This is a genomic window from Pseudoxanthomonas sp. GW2, assembly GCF_000283075.1.
Lineage (GTDB): Bacteria > Pseudomonadota > Gammaproteobacteria > Xanthomonadales > Xanthomonadaceae > Pseudoxanthomonas.
In genome coordinates this window covers 1-20,038 of the sequence record NZ_ALIP01000012.1, presented here as the reverse complement: position 1 = coordinate 20,038, position 20,038 = coordinate 1, and the positions used below count along the sequence as shown (strand labels likewise).

19 protein-coding genes and 1 tRNA gene are annotated in these 20,038 nt (G+C 68.9%); 7 read left to right on the top strand and 13 right to left on the bottom strand.

What is annotated here, in order from left to right; translation table 11 throughout:
• Positions 1 to 224: 224 nt before the first annotated feature.
• The 8 genes from B351_RS0100915 to dtd all read right to left on the bottom strand — a co-directional run bounded on the left by B351_RS0100915 (position 225) and on the right by dtd (position 8,540).
• Positions 225 to 710 (bottom strand): hypothetical protein, encoded by a 486-nt coding sequence (locus tag B351_RS0100915; protein WP_198006192.1) that lies wholly within the window; start codon positions 708 to 710, stop codon positions 225 to 227.
• 23 nt (positions 711 to 733) lie between these two features.
• A complete protein-coding gene (locus B351_RS0100910) occupies positions 734 to 1,435 on the bottom strand; it encodes a DUF3800 domain-containing protein (protein WP_019397177.1) in 702 nt (233 codons plus the stop codon).
• Positions 1,435 to 2,658 (bottom strand): restriction endonuclease subunit S, encoded by a 1,224-nt coding sequence (locus B351_RS17195; protein ID WP_232207878.1) that lies wholly within the window; start codon positions 2,656 to 2,658, stop codon positions 1,435 to 1,437. Before B351_RS17195 ends, B351_RS0100910 begins: the two co-directional genes overlap by 1 nt.
• A gap of 71 nt (positions 2,659 to 2,729) precedes the next feature.
• Entirely contained in the window at positions 2,730 to 3,914 is a 1,185-nt protein-coding gene (locus B351_RS0100900; protein ID WP_026010200.1) for a Fic family protein, read from the bottom strand.
• 61 nt (positions 3,915 to 3,975) lie between these two features.
• Positions 3,976 to 5,550, bottom strand: a complete 1,575-nt coding sequence (locus B351_RS0100895; RefSeq protein WP_019397174.1) for a class I SAM-dependent DNA methyltransferase — start codon at positions 5,548 to 5,550, stop codon at positions 3,976 to 3,978.
• 331 nt (positions 5,551 to 5,881) lie between these two features.
• A tRNA-Ile gene (locus B351_RS0100890) sits at positions 5,882 to 5,957 on the bottom strand.
• Between the two features lie 165 nt (positions 5,958 to 6,122).
• The gene (gene rpoD / locus B351_RS0100885) at positions 6,123 to 7,979 is read right to left on the bottom strand and encodes an RNA polymerase sigma factor RpoD (RefSeq protein ID WP_019397173.1); all 1,857 of its coding nucleotides are present in this window, start codon (positions 7,977 to 7,979) and stop codon (positions 6,123 to 6,125) included.
• A 120-nt stretch (positions 7,980 to 8,099) separates the two neighbouring features.
• Positions 8,100 to 8,540 carry a D-aminoacyl-tRNA deacylase gene (gene dtd / locus B351_RS0100880; protein ID WP_019397172.1) on the bottom strand — a complete coding sequence of 147 codons (441 nt, stop codon included), beginning with the start codon at positions 8,538 to 8,540 and terminating at the stop codon, positions 8,100 to 8,102.
• Between the two features lie 105 nt (positions 8,541 to 8,645).
• On the opposite strand from dtd, the gene B351_RS0100875 reads away from it, so the two are divergent.
• From B351_RS0100875 to B351_RS0100865, 3 genes are all read left to right on the top strand, one after another.
• A complete protein-coding gene (locus tag B351_RS0100875) occupies positions 8,646 to 9,551 on the top strand; it encodes a lauroyl acyltransferase (protein WP_026010199.1) in 906 nt (301 codons plus the stop codon).
• 69 nt (positions 9,552 to 9,620) lie between these two features.
• On the top strand, positions 9,621 to 10,136 hold the full coding sequence (locus B351_RS17910; protein ID WP_019397170.1) for a PH domain-containing protein: 516 nt from the start codon (positions 9,621 to 9,623) through the stop codon (positions 10,134 to 10,136).
• The gene (locus B351_RS0100865) at positions 10,133 to 11,635 is read left to right on the top strand and encodes a PH domain-containing protein (protein WP_019397169.1); all 1,503 of its coding nucleotides are present in this window, start codon (positions 10,133 to 10,135) and stop codon (positions 11,633 to 11,635) included. Before B351_RS17910 ends, B351_RS0100865 begins: the two co-directional genes overlap by 4 nt.
• 13 nt (positions 11,636 to 11,648) lie before the next feature.
• Here B351_RS0100865 and B351_RS0100860 read toward each other — a convergent pair whose 3' ends face one another.
• Entirely contained in the window at positions 11,649 to 12,701 is a 1,053-nt protein-coding gene (locus B351_RS0100860; protein ID WP_026010198.1) for a CDP-glycerol glycerophosphotransferase family protein, read from the bottom strand.
• A gap of 40 nt (positions 12,702 to 12,741) precedes the next feature.
• On the opposite strand from B351_RS0100860, the gene B351_RS0100855 reads away from it, so the two are divergent.
• Positions 12,742 to 13,518, top strand: a complete 777-nt coding sequence (locus B351_RS0100855) for a glycosyltransferase family 2 protein (protein ID WP_019397167.1) — start codon at positions 12,742 to 12,744, stop codon at positions 13,516 to 13,518.
• A gap of 68 nt (positions 13,519 to 13,586) precedes the next feature.
• Here B351_RS0100855 and B351_RS0100850 read toward each other — a convergent pair whose 3' ends face one another.
• The gene (locus tag B351_RS0100850) at positions 13,587 to 13,961 is read right to left on the bottom strand and encodes an EF-hand domain-containing protein (protein ID WP_125077184.1); all 375 of its coding nucleotides are present in this window, start codon (positions 13,959 to 13,961) and stop codon (positions 13,587 to 13,589) included.
• On the bottom strand, positions 13,961 to 15,160 hold the full coding sequence (locus B351_RS0100845) for an acyl-CoA desaturase (RefSeq protein ID WP_019397165.1): 1,200 nt from the start codon (positions 15,158 to 15,160) through the stop codon (positions 13,961 to 13,963). Before B351_RS0100845 ends, B351_RS0100850 begins: the two co-directional genes overlap by 1 nt.
• A 136-nt stretch (positions 15,161 to 15,296) precedes the next feature.
• Between B351_RS0100845 and B351_RS0100840 the strand changes: the two genes are divergently transcribed.
• The 3 genes from B351_RS0100840 (at position 15,297) to B351_RS0100830 (ending at position 18,737) form a co-directional block, all read left to right on the top strand.
• Positions 15,297 to 16,136: an ABC transporter ATP-binding protein gene (locus tag B351_RS0100840; RefSeq protein WP_019397164.1), complete on the top strand. Its 840-nt coding sequence runs from the start codon at positions 15,297 to 15,299 to the stop codon at positions 16,134 to 16,136.
• Positions 16,137 to 16,140: 4 nt separating this feature from the next.
• A complete protein-coding gene (gene mutM / locus B351_RS0100835) occupies positions 16,141 to 16,956 on the top strand; it encodes a bifunctional DNA-formamidopyrimidine glycosylase/DNA-(apurinic or apyrimidinic site) lyase (RefSeq protein ID WP_019397163.1) in 816 nt (271 codons plus the stop codon).
• A gap of 191 nt (positions 16,957 to 17,147) precedes the next feature.
• The gene (locus B351_RS0100830) at positions 17,148 to 18,737 is read left to right on the top strand and encodes a glucan biosynthesis protein (protein ID WP_019397162.1); all 1,590 of its coding nucleotides are present in this window, start codon (positions 17,148 to 17,150) and stop codon (positions 18,735 to 18,737) included.
• Between the two features lie 15 nt (positions 18,738 to 18,752).
• Here B351_RS0100830 and B351_RS15970 read toward each other — a convergent pair whose 3' ends face one another.
• Positions 18,753 to 19,190, bottom strand: a complete 438-nt coding sequence (locus B351_RS15970) for a cold shock domain-containing protein (RefSeq protein ID WP_019397161.1) — start codon at positions 19,188 to 19,190, stop codon at positions 18,753 to 18,755.
• A gap of 171 nt (positions 19,191 to 19,361) precedes the next feature.
• Positions 19,362 to 19,982, bottom strand: a complete 621-nt coding sequence (locus tag B351_RS0100820) for a thymidine kinase (RefSeq protein ID WP_019397160.1) — start codon at positions 19,980 to 19,982, stop codon at positions 19,362 to 19,364.
• Between the last annotated feature and the right edge of the window lie 56 nt (positions 19,983 to 20,038).

Sequence of the window (20,038 nt, the reverse complement as noted above, 5' to 3'; positions counted from 1 at the left end):
TCGGGCCGGTGGCCGTCGGGGCCGATGTCTTCCTCGCGTTCGATCCTGTATCCGAGCCCGTGCAGCTGGTCCAGGAGCGCTTGCTCCAACGCAGCTTCAGATAGGAAACCCACAATCCCCCTCCCGATTGACCCACCCCCCAGACGGGGTTATACTCTGTGCCAGCTCATCTACCACGTGTAGAAGGAGTATCCGAAGCCCTTGCACAGCAATGTGCCGGGGCTTCAGTCTTTCTGGGCTGCGCGCCATGCATCCCGCTCCTTTATGAACTTCCTGATCGTGTGCGCCCGCAGGCAGTAAGCCGTCTTCAGCAGATAGAACCTCGGCCCCTGCGCGGTCTGGCGCTTGGCCAGCACCACGGCGAAGTCGTGCTGTTCCGCCCAGATGACGACGTGGGTTTCCCTCCCGCGTTCGTTCTCCCACCATGAAAAGCCGGGCGCCCCTGCATCCGCATTCTGGATGCACCACGCCACCCAGCGCACCCTCTCGCAACGGCGCAGATCCGGAATGCGGTCGTCCTCGTTGCGGTTGCGCTGATCCGGGGCCTCGGAAATCAGGTGCCAGAAACCATACCCCTTGCGCTTGGTCTTCGGCATGTACCGCACCTTGACCGGGTTGCCGCAGAACGTCAGGCCGGCGTGTGCCACGGTCTCCAGGTAGATGGCGTAGATCGCGTCCTCATACGCCTGCCAGCCGGCAAAGTCGCTCAAGTGGATCAAGGGAGGGGGCAACGTCAAGACTGCGCCCTCCAGACGAGCAGGTTGAATTTTTCCGCCCGCCACAGGGAGTTTTGCTCCAGACTCAGCCCACTGCGATGCCGGATATGCGCCACCAGCGCCTGCTTGGCCGGGCTGCCATGCAAACCCCGGTGCACGTACGACAGCGCACCGATCAGCAAGTCCGCCAACTGCAGCAGCGGCACGTCATGGGACTGCACCTGTTCGATTGACTCGATGATGCTGCGATCAAAGTCGTAATTGGCATTGCACAGCACATCGTGCAGCTTGGCCACCTTGCGACGGCCCCGCGTGTCCTTGATGTCCAGAAAAATCCGATAGTGCTTTTCCGGATCGATCAACCAGCTGAGCAACCTGTACCACTGCTTGTAATAAAAATCATCGTGGCTTTGAGCAAAGCGCCCGTGATCCAGCAACTGTTTGTCCGGCACCACCAGGCCACGAAAACGCAGCAGAGGTTCGTCGAAAAACAAGTCCAATAACGCCTGATAGAACGACAGCTTGCCCGGCGAAACCTTGACCCACTTGATCTCGAATCCGGGCGGCAAACCGTACTGAGCTTTCAGCGCCTTGACCTTTCGTGACAAGGACTTTTGCCGCTCCGCCGGGCACCACAAGGCCCCCAGCACCATCGCCTTCATGCCATCGTTTTCCAGATGGCAGGACTCGTCGCAATAGATGTGAATGGTTTCGGTCATCAGCCACGCCCCTTGAGGAAGGCTTCGGCATCGGCGATGCGCAGCTCGCCGGAGATCAGTTTGGGCAGAAGGGTATCGCGGAGTTGAGCGAGTTTAGATGACTGCTGCTTCGTTAATACTATCTGATCAAAATTTGGCTGGCAGAGCTTCTCGAATTCTCTCGCCACATTATCTCTTGGAATGACAATCCGAAATTCATCTATATCGCCTTTACCGAGATGGATAACCGTAGTTGCAACCTCCGTTGCTTCAACGCGAGCAAGATGCGGCTTAATTGCATTTCGCACAAAAGCAGCACAATGCGGATTTTTAGGGTGAAATACACATATCCGCTGATTCATCCATGCCGGCTCACCGCCCCATAGATACGCACGGAACTCCCCATCCATGCCGACGACAATGTCGCCCGGTTGAATCAAATATCCCTTGGGATGGACTTCCTCTGTCCACACTCCGGGACGCTCATTGCGCAGGTCACGTATTCTCACCAATGGTCGCCCTTTGCCCTCTGAATTAAATTTTGACGAGGCAAATGGTGCCCCATAGCGCACACTTGCAACTTCATAAACAGAGCCGACTCGCCACCCCTCCGGAATCTCCCCCAGCTCCGATTCGACGAGGCGGTCGGGGAAGAGGTCGTAGAGGTGGGCGGGGAGGCCGGGGAGGGATTGGCCGCGCTGCCAGCGGCCTTCCATCTTGGCGCGCACGGGTTCGAAGTCCACGAACCACGCCTTGAACAGGGTGCGGGCCATGGCTTCCAGCGTTTCGTTCTGCTTGCGGTTGAGTTCGATCTTGTCGTCCAGCGTGCCGAGGATGTGCGCGATGGCACGTTGTTCATGTTTAGGCGGAACGTCTAGCTCAAGCATGTACACGGCCGAGCGAGTTGTTGATGGGATAGGCGAGCCATCGTCCACCTCTCCGAGCTTGTAATGCTTTACTGCGTAATAAAGCCATCGCATATCCAAATCCGTCTTCGGCACGATGTAGTAAGCCGTGTCGATCACCCAAAACGGATCGCGACAATACTCAACTCCTCGATACGCTCCTTTTCGGCCAAGGATTACGCCGGGACCTTGCGTCAGCGCATCGTTTGTCCAACCAATAGGTCCGTTCGATCCAAAAACACGATATTTGCCGTGGGTTTGACTGTAGCCACGAAGTGCTTTCCCATATTCAAGGCAGACTTCATCTCCCCATGTTGATGAGCGCCACTCACTCGCCATACCCAAGCTCCTTCAGGTTGGCGTCGATCGCCGCATCCAGCCGCGCCGCTTCCGCCCGCTTCCCGTGCCACTTATCCGCCATACCCGTCTTCCCTCTGCTCATCAAACAGCCTCAGGTACGGCTCGAACACGAAGCGCCGGTTGCGCGCATATCCGGTGATCTCGCGCAGCAGGCCGATGCCTTCCAGCCTGCTGACGATCTGGTTGGCGCCGGCGGGGGTGAGGTCCAGCCATTCGCGCACGGTGGCCACGTTGACGATGGGGTGGTCGAACAGGCGGTCCATCACGCGCTGGCCGTTGGCCGCGGCGCGGCCCAGCCCTTCGGTGATGCGGGTGCGGAACTCCTCACGCATGCGCAGGATGGCGGCGGCGGTCCGGGCGGCTTCGCGGCTGACACTGACCACACCTTCCAGGAAGAAGCCCAGCCAGCCTTCCCAGTCCCCGGCGTCACGCACGGCCTGCAGGCGTTCGTAGTACTCGCTGCGGTGCTGCTTGAAGTAGTGCGAGAGGTAGAGCACCGGCTTGCCCAGCAGGCGCTTTTCCGTGAGCAGGAAGGTGATGAGCAGGCGCCCCACGCGGCCGTTGCCATCGAGGAAGGGGTGGATGGTTTCGAACTGGGCATGCGCCAGCCCCACCTGGATCAGGGGCGGCAGGCCGGCGCCGTCGTGCAGGAACCTTTCCAGGTCGGACAGGGCGCCGGGCACCTCGTGCGGCGGAGGCGGGACGAAGGTGGCATCGGCCAGGGTGCAGCCGCCGGGGCCGATCCAGTTCTGGCTGGTGCGCAGCTCGCCCGGCGTGAGACGTCCGCCGCGTACGCCCTGCATCAGTTCGCCGTGGATCTCGCGGATCAGGCGCACGGAGACGGGCAGGTCGGCCAGCCGCGCCAATCCGTGGTTCATGGCGCGCACGTAGTTGGCCACCTCGTTCACGTCCCTGGGGGTATCCGGGTCGAACAGTTGCGCCTCGGCGGCCAGCAGGTTCTGCAGGGAGCTTTGCGTGCCCTCGATCTGGCTGGAGAGCACGGCCTCCTTGCGGACATACATGAACACGAACAGGTCGGGATTGGGCAGCGTGAGCACGGCGCCATCCAGCCGCCCCAGGGCGTAGTCGGCCTCCGACAGGCGCTCGCGCAGCGGGCCGGAGAGGTCCAGGGGCGGATCCGGCGGCAGGGGCGCGGGGATGAAGGCCCGGTAGCCGGTGGGCTGCTGCAGGTAGCGACCGGCCCGGAAGCGCATGGGATCGGGTGCGTTGATCATGAACCGTGATGGGCCGCTTGTTAAACGTAGCGTTTAGTATGATCGGGTTCCAGAGCCGAGTTCAACGCGGCGTTGAAAAGCCCAGGGCCTCCAGATTGGCCTCGATCGCCGCATCCAGCCGTGCCGCTTCCGCCCGCTGCTTGCGCCACTGTGCTGCCAGCCGCGCCATCTTTACTTCGAATGGTTCGCCGTCGTCTTCCTGCGCCGCGGCGCCCACGTAGCGCCCCGGCGTGAGCACGTAGTCGTGCCTGCGGATCTCGTCCAGCGTGGCCGACTTGCAGAAGCCGGGCACGTCGACGTATTCGCCGGCGTCCTTCTCGCCACGCCAGGCGTGGTAGGTGTCGGCGATCTTTTTGATTTCCTCGTCGGTGAGTTCGCGGCGGGTGCGGTCCACCATCACGCCCATGCTGCGGGCATCGATGAACAGCACCTGCCCGCGGCGGTCGCGCAACTTGGTCTTCTTTACCAGCCCGTTGTTGCGTCCCTTGGCCAGGATCCAGAGGCAGGCGGGGATCTGGGTGGAATAGAAGAGCTGGCCCGGCAGCGCCACCATGCAGTCCACCACGTCCGCTTCCAGCATGGCCTTGCGGATCTCGCCCTCGCCGCTTTGGTTGGAGCTCATGGAGCCGTTGGCCAGCACCACGCCCGCGATGCCATTGGGGGCCAGGTGATGGTGGATGTGCTGCAGCCAGGCGTAGTTGGCGTTGCCCACGGGCGGCACGCCGAACTGCCAGCGCACGTCGTCACGCAGGCGCTCGCCGCCCCAGTCGGAGACGTTGAACGGCGGGTTGGCGAGGATGAAGTCGGCCTTGAGGTCGCGCAGCTCGTCCTTGTGGAAGCTGCCTTCGTTGTTCCAGCGGATGTCGGCATCGATGCCGCGCACCGCCAGGTTCATCTTGCACAGCCGCCAGGTGGTGTAGTTGCTCTCCTGTCCGTAGATGGCGATGTCGCCGATGCGGCCGCCGTGCTCCTGCACGAACTTGTCCGACTGCACGAACATGCCGCCGGAGCCGCAGCAGGGGTCGTAGACGCGGCCGGTGTAGGGTTCCAGCATTTCCACCAGGACGCGCACCACCGAGCGCGGGGTGTAGAACTCGCCGCCACGCTTGCCTTCGGCGCCGGCAAACTGGCCGAGGAAGTATTCGTACACGCGGCCGAGGATGTCCTTCGATTTGTCGCCATCCTCGTTCAGCGCGATGCCGGAGATCAGGTCGATCAGCTCGCCGAGCATGACCTTGTTGAGCGCGGGGCGGGCGTAGTCCTTGGGCAGCACGCCCTTGAGGGATTCGTTCTCCTTCTCGATGGCGCGCATGGCGTCGTCGATCAGGGTGCCGATGGTGGGCTTCTTCGCGTTGGCCTGCAGATGCGACCAGCGCGCCTCCTTCGGCACCCAGAACACGTTTTCAGCCAGGTATTCGTCGCGGTCCTCGGCGGCGGCCGGGTCTTCGGTGAGCAGTGCCTGGTGCCTGGCCTCGAAGGCGTCGGAGATGTACTTGAGGAAGATGAGCCCCAGCGCAACGTGCTTGTAGTCGGAGGGCTCCATGTTGCCGCGCAGCTTGTCGGCGGTCTTGAAGAGGTCGGCCTCGAAGCCGAGGTTGCCGCCATTGCTTTTTTTGGTGGCGTTTTGTCTTGCCATCCTGCTTTCCCCTTTGATGATGCTCTCTTCGACGCCATGGAACCCGGCGGGACCTGGCAGCAGCGCACGGACCAAACGCTCTCCACGACATTTATCGCCAGTGGCCCCATAGGCCAAGACCTGTCGACTCCGTGCATCAGCAGCCAGTTGCCCGCAGTGGATCGCCCCCCATGAGCGTCGGCGCGACCCTCGGCACGGGACTACCAATGGCTCGTGGATGTTGCCCGCGATTGATGACGTACTGCTGAAGCCAATAGCTTCTATTCCGCACGGGAAAGCATTGCCCCAGGTGCCTGGTTGTCGGCCAACGCACCTTCGGGAAGGGGGGATATGGTGGGCCCACCAGGATTCGAACCTGGAACCAAGGGATTATGAGTCCCCTGCTCTAACCGTTGAGCTATAGGCCCGCGCTGCGGGCGGCAGTGTAGCGGATGGCCAAGCCACAGGGCAGGGCCGGGGCAGCGCGCGGCGCGTCGGCATGGGTTGGCCGCAAGCCAGGCCCAGGAAAACGCCAAGGCCCCGCATGGGCGGGGCCTTGACTGCGGCGGACCGGCGCTGGTGCGCCGGCGGGATCAGTCGATGTCGAGGAACGAGCGCAGCTGCTCGGAGCGGCTCGGGTGGCGCAGCTTGCGCAGCGCCTTGGCCTCGATCTGGCGGATGCGCTCGCGGGTGACGTCGAACTGCTTGCCGACCTCCTCCAGGGTGTGGTCGGTGTTCATGTCGATGCCGAAGCGCATGCGCAGCACCTTGGCCTCCCTCGGGGTCAGGCCCGCGAGCACCTCGCGCACCGTCTCCATCAGGTTGGTGTTGGTGGTCGCGTCGATCGGGGACTCCACGTTGGTGTCCTCGATGAAATCGCCCAGGTGCGAGTCCTCGTCGTCGCCGATCGGGGTCTCCATGGAGATCGGCTCCTTGGCGATCTTCATGACCTTGCGGATCTTGTCCTCGGGCATGTCCATCTCCTTGGCCAGCTCCTCCGGCGTGGCCTCGCGGCCGTACTGCTGGAGCATCTGGCGGGAGATGCGGTTGAGCTTGTTGATCGTCTCGATCATGTGCACCGGGATGCGGATGGTGCGCGCCTGGTCGGCGATCGAGCGGGTGATCGCCTGGCGGATCCACCAGGTGGCATAGGTCGAGAACTTGTAGCCGCGGCGGTACTCGAACTTGTCGACCGCCTTCATCAGGCCGATGTTGCCCTCCTGGATCAGGTCCAGGAACTGCAGGCCGCGGTTGGTGTACTTCTTGGCGATGGAGATCACCAGGCGCAGGTTGGCCTCGACCATCTCCTTCTTCGCCTTGCGCGCCTTGGCCTCGCCGTAGGCGAGCTGGCGGCCAATCTCGCGGATCTCGGCCAGGTCCAGGCACATGGCCTGCTCGATGGCGATGGTGGCCTGCTGCTCGGCGACGATCTGGTCCTTGACCTCGCGCAGCGCCGAGGACCACTTCTGCTTGCGCTTGAGGACCTCGTCCACCCAGTCGAGGTTGACCTGGTTGCCTTCCCAGGCACGCAGGAAGTCCTTGCGCGGCATCCTGGCGACGTTGGTGGCCAGGTGCAGCACGCGGCGTTCGCGCTCCTTGATCTCGTTGAGCACGTCGCGCAGCTTCCTGACCAGCACGTCGGTCAGCGGCAGCGGCAGCTTGAAGGTCATGAACTGCTCGGCCATCTCGGCGCGCAGCTTGACCACCTTCTTGTCCTGCGGGCCGCCCTTGGCGTGGGCCTTCTTGAACTTGGCGAAGTCGGCGGCCAGCTGCTCCATGCGGCGCGCGACCTCGGCCGGGTCGGGGCCGGTCGGGCCGGCATCGGCCTCGTCGTCGGTGGCGACCTCTTCCTCGTCGTCATCCACGTCGTCGGCCACCGCCTCGGCGGCGTCCTCGACCACCGGCGGCTCCGGGGTCTCGTCGAGCATGTCGTTGAAGCCGACCACCACCTCGGCCAGGCGCTTCTTGCCGGCCTTGTGCAGCTCGTACTCCTCCAGCAGGGTCTCGATCGAGGCCGGCACCGCGCCCAGCGCGGCCTGGACCTGGCTCAGGCCCTCCTCGATGCGCTTGGCGATGGCGATCTCGCCCTCGCGGGTCAGCAGCTCGACCGTGCCCATCTCGCGCATGTACATGCGCACCGGGTCGGTGGTGCGGCCACCCTCCGAATCCAGGGCGCTCAGCGCGGCGGCGGCTTCCTCGGCGGCGGTGTCGTCGATCTCGCGGCCACCGGTGTTGCCGTCGTTGAGCAACAGGGTCTCGACGTCCGGAGCAACCTCATGGACATCGATGCCCATGCCGTTGATCATGCCGATGATGTCTTCGATCTGTTCCGGGTCGACGAGGTCATCGGGCAGGTGGTCATTGACCTCGGCATAGGTCAGATAGCCCTGCTCCAGGCCCTTGCTGATGAGCTGCTTGATTTCGGATTGGGCTGGACGTTCGTTGGCCATGTGCGGCGCCACCGGTCTCTGGGAAGGGGTGAAGTGAACCTAGCATTATAACAGGCCGGTGGGTCCATGCCCCTTCCGGCCTTTCACATCAACGACTTAAGCCACCGACCGTTCAGCCGCTCAGGCCTGCAGGAGGAAGGTGACAGGCCCGTCGTTGACCAGGCTCACCACCATATGGGCCCCGAAGCGGCCGGTTTCCACCCTGCCGGGGATCTGCCGGTCGCATGCCGCCACCAGCTGGTTGAACACGCGTTCAGCCTCCACCGGCGCGGCCGCGGTGCTGAAGCTGGGACGCATGCCCGAGCGCGTGTCGGCGGCCAGGGTGAACTGGCTCACCAGCAGCAGGCCGCCGCCGGTATCGAGCAGCGAGCGGTTCATCTTGCCGGCATCGTCGGCGAATACGCGGTATCCGAGCAGCCGCTGCGCCATCCGCGCCACCTCCGCCTCTCCGTCCCCCGGCTGCACCCCCACCAGGGCCAGCAGGCCCGGCCCGGTCTGGCCGACCACCTCCCCTTCGACCTCCACCGAGGCACGGGTGACGCGCTGGATCAGGGCAAGCATGCGGGGCGGTTCTCCTGCAGGACGGGGACACCCAAGCATCGGGCCTGGGCGCGCCGCTGTCACCCGCCGCCGCGGCCGCCGCGGCCGACCCGCTAGACTTGGCGGATGTCAGCGCAACGCCGTGCCCGCTTCCTGTACGCCCTCGCCTCGCTCGTGGGCAGGCTCCCGTGGCCCGTCCTGTACCGCCTTGGCGACCTGGTGGCCGCGTTCTGGCGCTGGCGCGACGTGCGCGAGAGCCGGGTCACCCGGCGCAACCTGGAGCTGGCCTTCCCGGACTGGGCGCCAGCCCGGCGCGAGGAGCTTTACCGCCAGGTGCTGCGCACCACCGCGCGCCAGGCGCTGGAGACGCTCAAGCTGTGGACCCGCCCGCCGGAGGAGAACCTGCGGCTGTTGCGCGCCCGCCACGGCGAGGCGCTGTACGACGCGGCGCTGGCCTCCGGCCGCGGCGTGATCGTGGCCGCACCGCACTTCGGCAACTGGGAGCTGCTGAACCAGTGGCTGGCTTCGCGCGGGCGCATCGCGGTGGTCTACCGGCCGCCGGAGTCGGCCACCGGCGACGCCTTCCTGCAGCTGGTGCGCGGGGTCGACAACGTGCAGCAGGTACGCGCCGAGGGCCCGGCCGTGCGCCAGCTGTGGAAGGTACTCAAGGAAGGCGGCGCGGTCGGCATCCTGCCCGACCAGCAGCCCAAGGCCGGCGACGGCGAGTTCGCCCCGTTCTTCGGCAAGCAGGCGCTGACCATGACCCTGCTCTCGCGCCTGGCCGAGCGTACCGGCGCGACCGTGCTGCTGGCCTGGTGCGAGCGGGTTGGCGACGGCCCGCAGTTCGAGCTGCACGTGGAGCCGGCGCCGGCGGCGATCGGCGACCCGGACCCCGGCGTCGCGGTGGCCTGCCTCAACGCCGAGGTCGAGCGCATCGCCCGGCGCGCGCTGGCGCAGTACCAGTGGACCTACAAGCGCTACACCCTGCGTCCGCCCGGCAGCGGCGAGGCCAATCCGTACGAGCGGCGCTGAGCCGCGCCGGCTGCCGCCGCCGGCCGCGAGCGCTTACGATCGGCTTCCGAAGCACGGACGGAGCCGAACTTGAGCGACTCGCCGCACCCCGCCCTTCCGCCCGCGTCGCCGGCCCTGCCGGCCGCCGACTGGCAGCCGCTGCCGCGCCGCGGTGCCTTGCTGTACGCCGGTGGCACCAGCCTGGCCTTCGCCGCCGCCGGCAGCGGCCTGGGCGTGCTCGCCAGCCAGGTGCTGCCGCTGCCGCCCGCGGCCACGCTGGCGATCGTGGTCGCGGCCATGCTCGCCCTGGGCCTGCTGTTCGGGGTGGTCCGCCACCACCGCATCGCCTGGAAGCTGGACGAGGACGGTTTCGCCACCCGCCGCGGCGGGCTGTGGCGGACCGAGACCCTGGTCCCGGTGTCGCGGGTCCAGCACCTGGACCTGGAGCGCGGCCCGCTGGAGCGGCGGCTGGGACTGGCCACCCTGGTGGTGCACACCGCCGGCACCCGCATGGCCGCGGTGAAACTGCCCCTGCTGGCGGCCGCCGACGCCGAAGTGCTGCGCGATCGCCTGGCCCGCCAGACCGAAACCGACGACGCGCTGTGAGCCACGCCGACGCCAGCCTGCCCCCCGAACACCGGCTCCACCCCTGGTCGTGGCTGTTCGTGCTGTTGCAGCAGCTGCGCCAGTTCGTGGTGCCGCTGCTGGCGCTGCTGGTCGCCGGTCGCCGCGACACCGGGCCGTGGGAATACGCCGGGTATGCCTCGTTCATCGGCGTGGCGGTACTGGTCGCGATCTCGATCCTGCAGTACTTCACCTACCGCTACCGGATCGGGCGCGACGGCATCAGCGTGCGCACCGGCCTGCTGCGGCGGGACCTGCGCCAGATCCCGTACGCGCGGATCCACAACGTGGTGCTGCACCAGGGACTGCTGCACCGGTTGTTCGGCGTGGCCGAGGTGCGCCTGGAGGCGGCCGGCGGACAGAAGCCGGAAGCGCAGATGCGCGTGCTTGGCCTGGACCGGGCGCTGGAGCTGGAGCAGGCGTTGCGCGACCGCGGCGCGGCCCCGTTGCCGGCCGAGGCCACGGCACCGGCCCGGTGCGATCCGCCGCTGCTGGCCCTGTCCACCGCCGAGGTGGTCCGCCTGGGCCTGGTTTCCAACCGCGGCATGATCGTGTTCGCCGCCGGCCTCGGCCTGGTGTGGCAGGTGTTCCCCGAGAAGGCCGTTGCAGGCCTGCTGCAGGACTGGTTCCGCGGCGCGATGGGCTACGCCGGGGCGCTGCACCTGGGCTGGCTGGCGATGGCTGCCGGCGTCCTCGCCTTCGCGGCGGCGTTCGTGCTGGTGCTGCGCCTGCTGTCGGTGGTCCTGGCCCTGGTCCAGTACCACGGCTTCCGCCTGGTCGAGCACCAGGGCCGGTTGACCGTGGAGCGCGGCCTGCTGGCGCGCGTGCGCACCAGCGTGGCGCCGCGCCGGATCCAGGCCTGGCACCTGGAGGAAACCCTGCTGCACCGCTGGTTCGGCCGCCGCTCCCTGCGCATCGACACCGCGGTGGGCGGCCAGGAAAACGACCCGCGCAGGCTGCGCGAGCTGGCGCCGATCGCCCCACCGGAAACCTGCGACGCACTGCTGCGGTACCTGGTCCCGCAACTGCAGTGGCCGCCGCAGTGGAAGCCGCTGCCGCGACGCGCCTGGTGGCGGCTGTTCGCCGCCAACGTGCCGTGGAACCTGCTGCTGGCCGCGGTGCTGTGCTGGCACTTCGGCGCCTGGGGCCTGCTGGTGCTGGCCTGGCTGCCGTGGTCGGCGTACGCCGCGCGGCGCCAGGCCGGATGGATGGGCTACGCGGTGGACGCGCGCCTGGTCGCGGTGCGCGGCGGCTGGTGGTCGCGCTGGTGGCGCATGGCCGAGGTCGACAAGATCCAGGCCCTGCGCCTGCAGCGCTCGCCGCTGGACCGCTGGCTGGGCACGGCCAGCCTGCTGCTGGACACCGCCGGCGCCGGGGCGATGGCGCCGCCGCTGCGGATCCGCTTCCTGCCGGAGGCCGAGGCACGCGCGCTGCAGGCGCGGCTGGCGCGGATGCTGGCCGCGCGCCGCCTGCGCTGGTGAGCGCGGCCGCGGGTCAGAAACCCCAGTAACCCAGCTCGCGGCGGATCTGCAGCGCGCGCCAGCGCGCGGCCAGCGGCTTGCGCGCCAGGGTGTGCAGCCCGGCCTGCAGCAGCGCTTCGGTGGCGTCGATCACCCGCTCCGAGGAACGGCCGTCGCGCCAGGGATGGATCGCGTCGGCGTAGGCCGCGATCGCCTCGCGCAGCGCCGGCTCCGGCGCGAACGCGCGCGCCAGCACCGCCGGCAGCGCGGCCGGGTCGTCGAAGTCGATCATGTGCGGCTTGGGCGCGCGGTTGCGGAAGGTCACCACCGGCTTGTGCTGGACCACGAACTCGGACACCACCGAGGTGGTGTCGGCCAGAAGCACGTCGGCGGCCCGCTGCGCGGTGACCAGCTGCTCGGGCTCGACGAAGGCGGCATTGGCGCCGGCCAGGGCGCGGTAGCGCTCGAACAGCTCCGGCGCGCACTTGGGATGCAGGGTCAGCAGCCAGTAGCGACCGCCCTCGGCGACCTGGGCGGCGATCGCCTCGTACAGGTGCGGGGCCGCGCTCAGGCGCTCGGTGAAGGTGGAGGCGAACATCACCACCGGACGGCCGCCGGCCGGCGCGCGCAGGGCCGCGGCGGCGCCGCCATCGTCGCGGAACAGCGGATCGAGCTTGGGCCAGCCGGTCTCGGCCACGGCGAAATGGCGCAGCCGCGCGGCCAGCGCCTGGAACGGGGCGGTGGTCGCCGGGCCCTGGGTGCAGTACAGGTCGAACAGGCCGCGTACCCGGAAGTGGCCGCGGCCGTCGGCGCGCTTCTCCACGTTGAAGCCGTGGAACAGCTGCACCTTGGCCCCGGCCACGAAGGTCGGGACCTCGTTGGAGGCGCTGAACACCGCCCGCGGCCGCAGCCGCGCCGCGCCGCGCGCGTCCACCGCGCGCACCGGCGCCGGCAGGCGCAGGCCGGACGCGCCGCCGGCCAGCAGCGCGTGGACCGCATGGCCGCGGGCGTGCAAGGCGTCGGCCAGCGGTTGCAAAATGGGCAACCCGTAGCGTTCGGTCGCAAACAGCAGGTAGTCCGCCATCAATACTCCAGCCTCCCAGCCGGACCCCTCGCAAGGCGGCACCGTGCCGCTGTCGGCGTGCATTATCGCGTTCAACGAGGCGGCCCGCATCGGCGACTGCCTGGCCTCGCTGGCGTTCTGCGACGAGATCGTGGTGGTGGATTCCGGCTCCACCGACGGCACGGTGCAGCTGTGCGAGGCCGCTGGCGTGCGCGTGCTGCAGCGGCCGTTCGACGGCTTCCGCAGCCAGAAGCAGTTCGCGGTGGAGCAGGCCCGCCATGACTGGGTGCTGTGCCTGGACGCGGACGAGCGGGTCAGCCCGGAGCTGCGCGAATCGATCCTGGCCGCGCGCGCGACCGGCTTCGCCGGCGCGGCCGGCTACCGCTTCCCGCGGCTGTCGGACTACTTCGGCCGCTTCCTGCGCCACGGCAACGCCTACCCGGACCGGGTGCTGCGCCTGTTCGACCGCCGCCGCGGCGGCTGGCGCGGCCAGCGCGAGATCCACGAGGCCGCAAGCGTCGACGGCCCGGTGCGCACCCTGCGCGGCGACCTCATCCACTATCCCTACCGCTCGCTGGAGCAGCAGCTGGCCAAGACCCAGCGCTACGCAAGGATGATGGCCGAGCACGAGTTCGCGCGCGGCAAGCGCGCGTCCTGGACCAAGCTGGTGCTGTCCCCGGCGTGGCGCTTCTGGCGCGGCTACGTACTGCGCGCCGGCTTCCTCGACGGCTGGCGCGGCCTGGTCTACGCCTACGTGCGCGCCAACTACGTGCGGCAGAAGGCGATCATGCTGTGGCTGCTGCAGCACGGACAGCCGGTGGCCGATCCGCCGCGCGAGTGACTCCCCTCTCCCTGCGGAAAGAGGGCGTGGGGTGGAGGGCCCGTGCCGCTTTGGGCGGTAGAGGGGGGTCAGCGCGGCGGCGCGGCCAGCTCGCGTGCGTCGAGGTAGCCGTCGCCGTTGGCATCCTGGCGCGCGAAGCGCTCGGCCAGGCGGCGGCGGTGTTCCTCCAGGCTGATCGGCCGGCCCTTGCCGCCGGGCTGCTCGGCCGGGGAGAGCACGCCGTCGCCGTCGCGGTCCATGCGCTCGAAGGCATAGCCCATCCAGGCCACGTACTCCTCCTGCGAGACCCGGCCGTCGCCATCGCTGTCCATGCGCGCCAGGTACTCGGAGGTACGCTCGACCTGGGCGCCGGCCGCGCCGGCGAAGGCCAGCAGCGCCCATGGCAACAGGCCCGGGCGGGTACGCCCGGGCCTGCGGCAGGCAAGGCGCGACGGGCGCTGCATCAATGCGCCAGGGCGTAGCCCTTCAGCCGCATCGAATACTCCTGCAGCGCGCGGATGCCGGAGGCCTCGGCCTCCTGGCACCAGGCCTGCAGCTGGCGCAGGCGCTCGGCGGCGTCGTTGCTGCGCGCTTCCAGCACCTCGGCCAGGCGCGCGCGGTATTCGACCAGGGCCTTGATCCGCGGGCGCTGCTGCACCCACTGCTGCAGCTGCTCGCGGGCGTCGGGCTTGAGCCAGCGGCCATCGTCGACCAGGCCGCGACGCATGCGCCGCGGCAGCAGCTCGCGCATGCGCGCGCCGGCGGCGGCGGCTTCCTCGCGCAGGGCCGGCATCAGCACGTTGCGGCGGTAGTCGGTCATGGCCTGGAAGCGGTGCGACAGCAGCGCGCGCAGGGTCTCGGTGTCCGGCACGGCGATGTTGGGGCGGATGTCCAGGCTCGGCGCGACGCGCAGCACCTTGGCCAGGCCCAGCTTCTCCAGGCCCTTGATCGCGGCCCAGCCGATGTCGAATTCCCAGCGGCGCATCGAGAAGCGCGCCGAGGACGGGAAGGCGTGGTGGTTGTTGTGCAGCTCCTCGCCGCCGATCCAGAACGCCCACGGGGTGAGGTTGGTCGAGGTGTCGGAGGATTCGAAGTTGCGATAGCCCCACCAGTGGCCCAGGCCGTTGACCACGCCGGCGGCCCAGAACGGGATCCAGGCCATCTGGATCGCCCACATGGCGATGCCCGGCAGGCCGAACAGGGTAAAGTTCACCAGCAGCAGCAGGGTCGGGCCGAGGTTGGCGTGCGGGGTGTACAGGTGGCGCTCGATCCAGTCGTCCGGCGCGCCCTTGCCGTACTGCTCGATGCTGGCGCGGTCACGGCGGGCCTCGCGGTACAGCTCCACGCCCTCCCAGAACACCTTGCCGATGCCGCGGGTCTGCGGGCTGTGCGGGTCTTCCTCGGTCTCGACCTTGGCGTGGTGCTTGCGATGGATGGCCACCCACTCGCGGGTGATCATCGAGGTGGTCAGCCAGGTCCAGAAGCGGAAGAAATGGGCGATGGCGGGATGGAAGTCCACGCCGCGGTGGGCCTGGCTGCGGTGCAGGTAAAGGGTGACGGAGAAGATCGTCAGCTGGGTGAAGACCAGCAGCACGGCCAGCAGGCCAAGCCAGCCGAGGCCGACAACGCCGGAAGTGAGGAACTGGATAACGGAATCGGACATCGCCGGTGGGACTCGCGGTAGCGGAACGGACCGGACCAGGGTCCGGCCGGGACATGATGGGCCCTCCTCCGGCAAACTTCATCCTGCACCGCACGGTCCGCGTCCTGGCGGCTGCTGCCGTTCAGGAAACATCGACATGTCCGCATCCTCCCCCCTGGCCCAGACCGCCCCCCTGCCGCCGCTGATCGAACTGGACCGCGCCAGCGTGGTGCGCGGCCAGGTGAAGGTCCTCGACAGCCTGTCCCTGCGCATCGACCAGGGCGACCACACCGCCATCCTCGGCCCCAACGGCTGCGGCAAGTCCACCCTGATCAAGCTCATCACCCGCGAGCTGTACCCGCTGGCGCGCGCCGGCGAGGCCCCGGTGCGGGTGCTGGGGCAGGCGCGCTGGCAGGTGGACCGGCTGCGTTCGCAGCTGGGCATCGTCACCGGCGACTTCGGCGCCACCCTGGCCGGCCTGGACGGGCTGAGCGTCGAGGACGCGGTGCTGGGCGGGCTGTTCGCCAGCTTTGCCCTGCCGCCGTTCAGGGAAATCGAGGACCACCAGCGCGAGCGCGCCGCCGAGGCGCTGGAGCGCGCCCATGCCCTGCCCCTGCGCCGCCGCTGCTACGCCGAGCTGTCGGCCGGCGAGCAGCGCCGGGTGCTGATCGCCCGCGCCCTGGTCAACCGCCCGCAGGCCCTGCTGCTGGACGAGCCCAGCACAGCGCTGGACCTGGTCGCCCGCGGCCACCTGCTGGCAAGCCTGCGTGGCCTGGCCCGCGAGGGGGTGACCCTGGTCCTGGTCACCCACCACGTCGAGGAAATCGTGCCGGAGATCGGCCGGGTGGTGCTGATGCAGGGCGGGCGCATCGTCGGCGACGGCGCCCCGGCGGACATGCTGACGGGCGAGCGCCTGTCGCAGGTGTTCGGCGGCCCGGTGCGGGTCTGGCAGGACCACCAGGAGGACGGGGTCCGCTACCTGGCGGCGGCGGGCTGAGGCCATGCCCGAGCTGCCCGAGGTCGAGACCACCCGCCGCGGCCTGGCCCCGCACGTGGAGGGCCGGCGGGTCACCGCGGTGACCCTGCGCCGTCCGGACCTGCGCTGGCCGATCCCGCCGGAGGTCGCCCGCGAGCTGCCCGGGCGCCGCATCGCCGCGGTGCGGCGCCGCGCCAAGTACCTGCTGCTGGATACCGACGCCGGCGACAGCGCCCTGCTGCACCTGGGCATGTCCGGCGTGTTGCGCGTGCTGCCGTCCGGAACGCCGGTGAACGTCCACGACCACGTCGACATCGGCCTGGACTCGGGCCGGGTACTGCGCTTCACCGATCCGCGCCGCTTCGGCTGCCTGCTGTGGCAGCCGGCCGGCACCGTGCACGAGCTGCTGCAGGGCCTGGGCCCCGAGCCGCTTTCCGGCGACTTCGACGGCGACTGGCTGTATGCGCGCAGCCGCGGCCGCAGCGCGCCGGTGAAGGCGTTCCTGATGGACCAGCGGATCGTGGTGGGCGTGGGCAACATCTACGCCGCCGAGAGCCTGTTCCGCGCCGGCATCTCGCCGCTGCGCGCGGCCGGCAAGGTTTCCCGCGCCCGCTACGTGGCCCTGGCCGACGCGGTGAAGGAGATCCTGGCCCACGCTATCACCCGCGGTGGCACCACCCTGCGCGACTTCCTCAACCCCGACGGCGCGCCCGGCTACTTCGAGCAGGAGCTTTCGGTCTACGGCCGCGGCGGCCTGCCCTGCCCGGCCTGTGGCAGCGTGCTGCGCGAGGCCAGCATCGGCCAGCGCACGAGCGCCTGGTGCCCGCGCTGCCAGCGCTGAAGGCGCGGCCAGCAAGCCCGTGGCGGCAGGCCGCTGCCGGCCGCGGCCAGGGAGGCTGCCCGCCTGCCGGCCCGGCCGTGGTCCTGCCGGCCAGCCGGTGCTGCCGTTTGCTGAACAGGGGGAAGCCGCGCCAGCCATGGCCCGCGGCGGGTGCTTAAGATGACGCGCCCCTTCCCACTCCGATCGCGCCCATGCACCGACGCCAGTTCCTGGGCCGCACGGCCGCCATGCTTGCCGCCGCGGGCCTGCCGCTTCCGCTGCTGACCGCCGCGGCCGCGCCGCTGCCGCTCGGCCAGCGCCACCCCTTCGACTACGCCTGGCTCAAGGGCCATGCCCGCGCCCTGGCCGGACGTCCCTACCAGCCGCGCAGCGAGTCGCTGCCACCGTCGGTGGCGGCGCTGGACTGGGACCAGTACCAGTCGATCGGCTTCCGCCAGGACCACGCGCTGTGGGGCGACCTGCCCGGCTCGCGCTTCCAGGCCAAGTTCTTCCACCTGGGCCTGTACTTCAAGCGGCCGGTGCGCATGTTCGAAGTGGCCGGCGGCCAGGCGCAGGAACTGGCCTACGACCCGGGCATGTTCGACTACGGCCGCAGTGGCCTCGACGGCAAGCGCCTGCCGAAGGACCTGGGTTTCGCCGGCTTCCGCCTGAACTCGCCGGACGACGTGCGCCGCGACTGGGCCGCGTTCCTCGGCGCCAGCTATTTCCGCGCGGTCGGCGCGAGCATGCAGTACGGCCTGTCCGCGCGCGGCCTGGCGATCGACACCGGCATGCCGCGCCCGGAGGAATTCCCCGACTTCACCGCATTCTGGCTGGAACGCCCGCAGCCGGGCTCGGAGACCCTGGTGGTCTACGCCCTGCTGGATTCGCCCAGCGTCGCCGGCGCCTACCGCTTCGCGATCACCAGGGGCGAGCCGCTGGTGATGGACGTGGACGCGGCGCTGTACCCGCGCAAGGAGATCGAGCGGCTGGGCATCGCCCCGGCGACCAGCATGTACCAGGTCGGCGAGAACGACCGCCGCATGGGCTGGGACTGGCGCCCGGAGATCCACGACAGCGACGGGCTGGCCATGCACACCGGCAGCGGCGAGTGGATCTGGCGTCCGCTGGGCAACCCCGAGCACCTGCGCTTCAACGCCTTCGCCGACGACAACCCGCGCGGCTTCGGCCTGCTGCAGCGCGACCGCGAGTTCGACCACTACCAGGACGACGGCGTCTTCTACGAGAAGCGCCCGAGCCTGTGGGTGGAACCCAAGCACGGCTGGGGCCGCGGCTCGGTGCAGCTGGTGGAGATCCCCACCGTCGACGAGACCTTCGACAACATCGTCGCGTTCTGGAACCCGGAGGCCAGGCCGCAGCCGGGCCAGGAGCTGCTGTTCGGCTACCGCCTGTTCTGGGGCGCGCACCCGCCGGCACGGCCGCCGCTGGCCGAATGCGTGGCCACCCGCACCGGCCTGGGCGGGGTGGTCGGCAGGAAACGCGAGTACTTCTCCTGGCGCTTCGCGGTGGACTTCGCCGGCGGCGAGCTGGCGGCACTGGCCACGGCCAACGCCGAGGTCGAGGCGGTGGTGGAGACCAGCCGCGGCCGCCTGGAGACCATCTCCGCCCGCCCGCAGCACGCGATCAAGGGCTACCGCGCCATGTTCGACGTGGTGCCGCCGGACGAGTCCACCACCCAGATCGACATCCGCCTGTACCTGCGGCACAAGGGCCGCGCCCTGACCGAGACCTGGCTGTACCAGTGGAATCCGCCGGCGCCGGCGCAGCGGGTGCTTTACTGAGCCGCCAGGAAGGCGTCACAGACGGGTCGTCAAGACAAACAGGACCACCAGGACAAAGATCACCACGCCGACGATTTCCCACCCCGAGGCGGGGAAATCCTGGTAGGTATGGCCACAGAACGGGCAGATGGAGCGCTTGGGCACCGGGGTCCAGCTGCCGCGGGAATGCAACAGCGGCGGGGCGGTGATGATCCGCGGCACCATGCGCCGCTGGCAGTTGGTGCACACCACCCGGTCGTCTCCGGCGCCGGAGACCGTACGGGAGATGATCCGCACCCCTGCTGCGCGGGGGCCCTTGCGGCCCTCGCGGTGCTCGAATGAAACCGAATCGCCCTTGCCTGGCAGATCGGCACCGGCTACGTCGCGTACGCCGAAGTACCGCTCCACGCCGTCATCGCCATGGATGAAGCCATAGCCCTTGTCGGCGGAAAACCACTTGACCTTTCCTTCCATGCCGGGATGCGAATGCGATTACTGGGGGACCACACCGCAGGCGCTCCCGGGTTACGCCTGCGGCGCGAGGCGGATTCTGGCATGGCGCGGGGCGCGGCCACCTGGCACTGCGAACCAGGCCACACCCCAAGCGTGGCAGGTCGCAAGTCAGCGCAAGTGCCAGAACGCCCGTTACAGCAGCGGCGCCTGCAGCGGCTCGATCAGGCCTTCGCCGCGCATGACCTTCTTGAACTCCGGGCGGCTGACCGAGACGTAGCGCTCGTTGCCGCCGATCTCCACCTGCGGGCCGTCCTGCACCGCGCGGCCCTGTGCGTCCACGCGCACGTTCATGGTCGCCTTCTTGCCGCTGTGGCAGATGGTCTTGATCTCCTGCAGCTCGTCGGCCCAGGCCAGCAGGTACTGGCTACCCTCGAACAGCTCGCCGCGGAAGTCGGTGCGCAGTCCGTAGCACAGCACCGGGATGTGCAGGCGGTCCACCACCTCGCTCAGCTGCCAGACCTGGGCCCGGGACAGGAACTGGGCCTCGTCCACCAGCACGCAGCCGAGCCGGCCGTGGGCAGCGATGTCCGCCTCCACCAGCCGCTCCAGGTCGGTGTCGCGGTCGAACGGCGTGCCCTCGGCGCGCAGGCCGATGCGCGAGGCCACCACCCCGCCGCGGCCGCCGCGGTCGTCCAGGCGCGGGGTCAGGATCAGCGTGCGCATGCCGCGTTCGCGGTAGTTGTACGCCGACTGCAGCAGCGTGGTGGTCTTCCCGGCGTTCATCGCCGAGTAGTAGAAGTAGAGCTTTGCCATCGGCGGATTTTACGGCCTGCGCGGCCCCGGCACCCAGGCCGGCGCGCGCGGGCGGG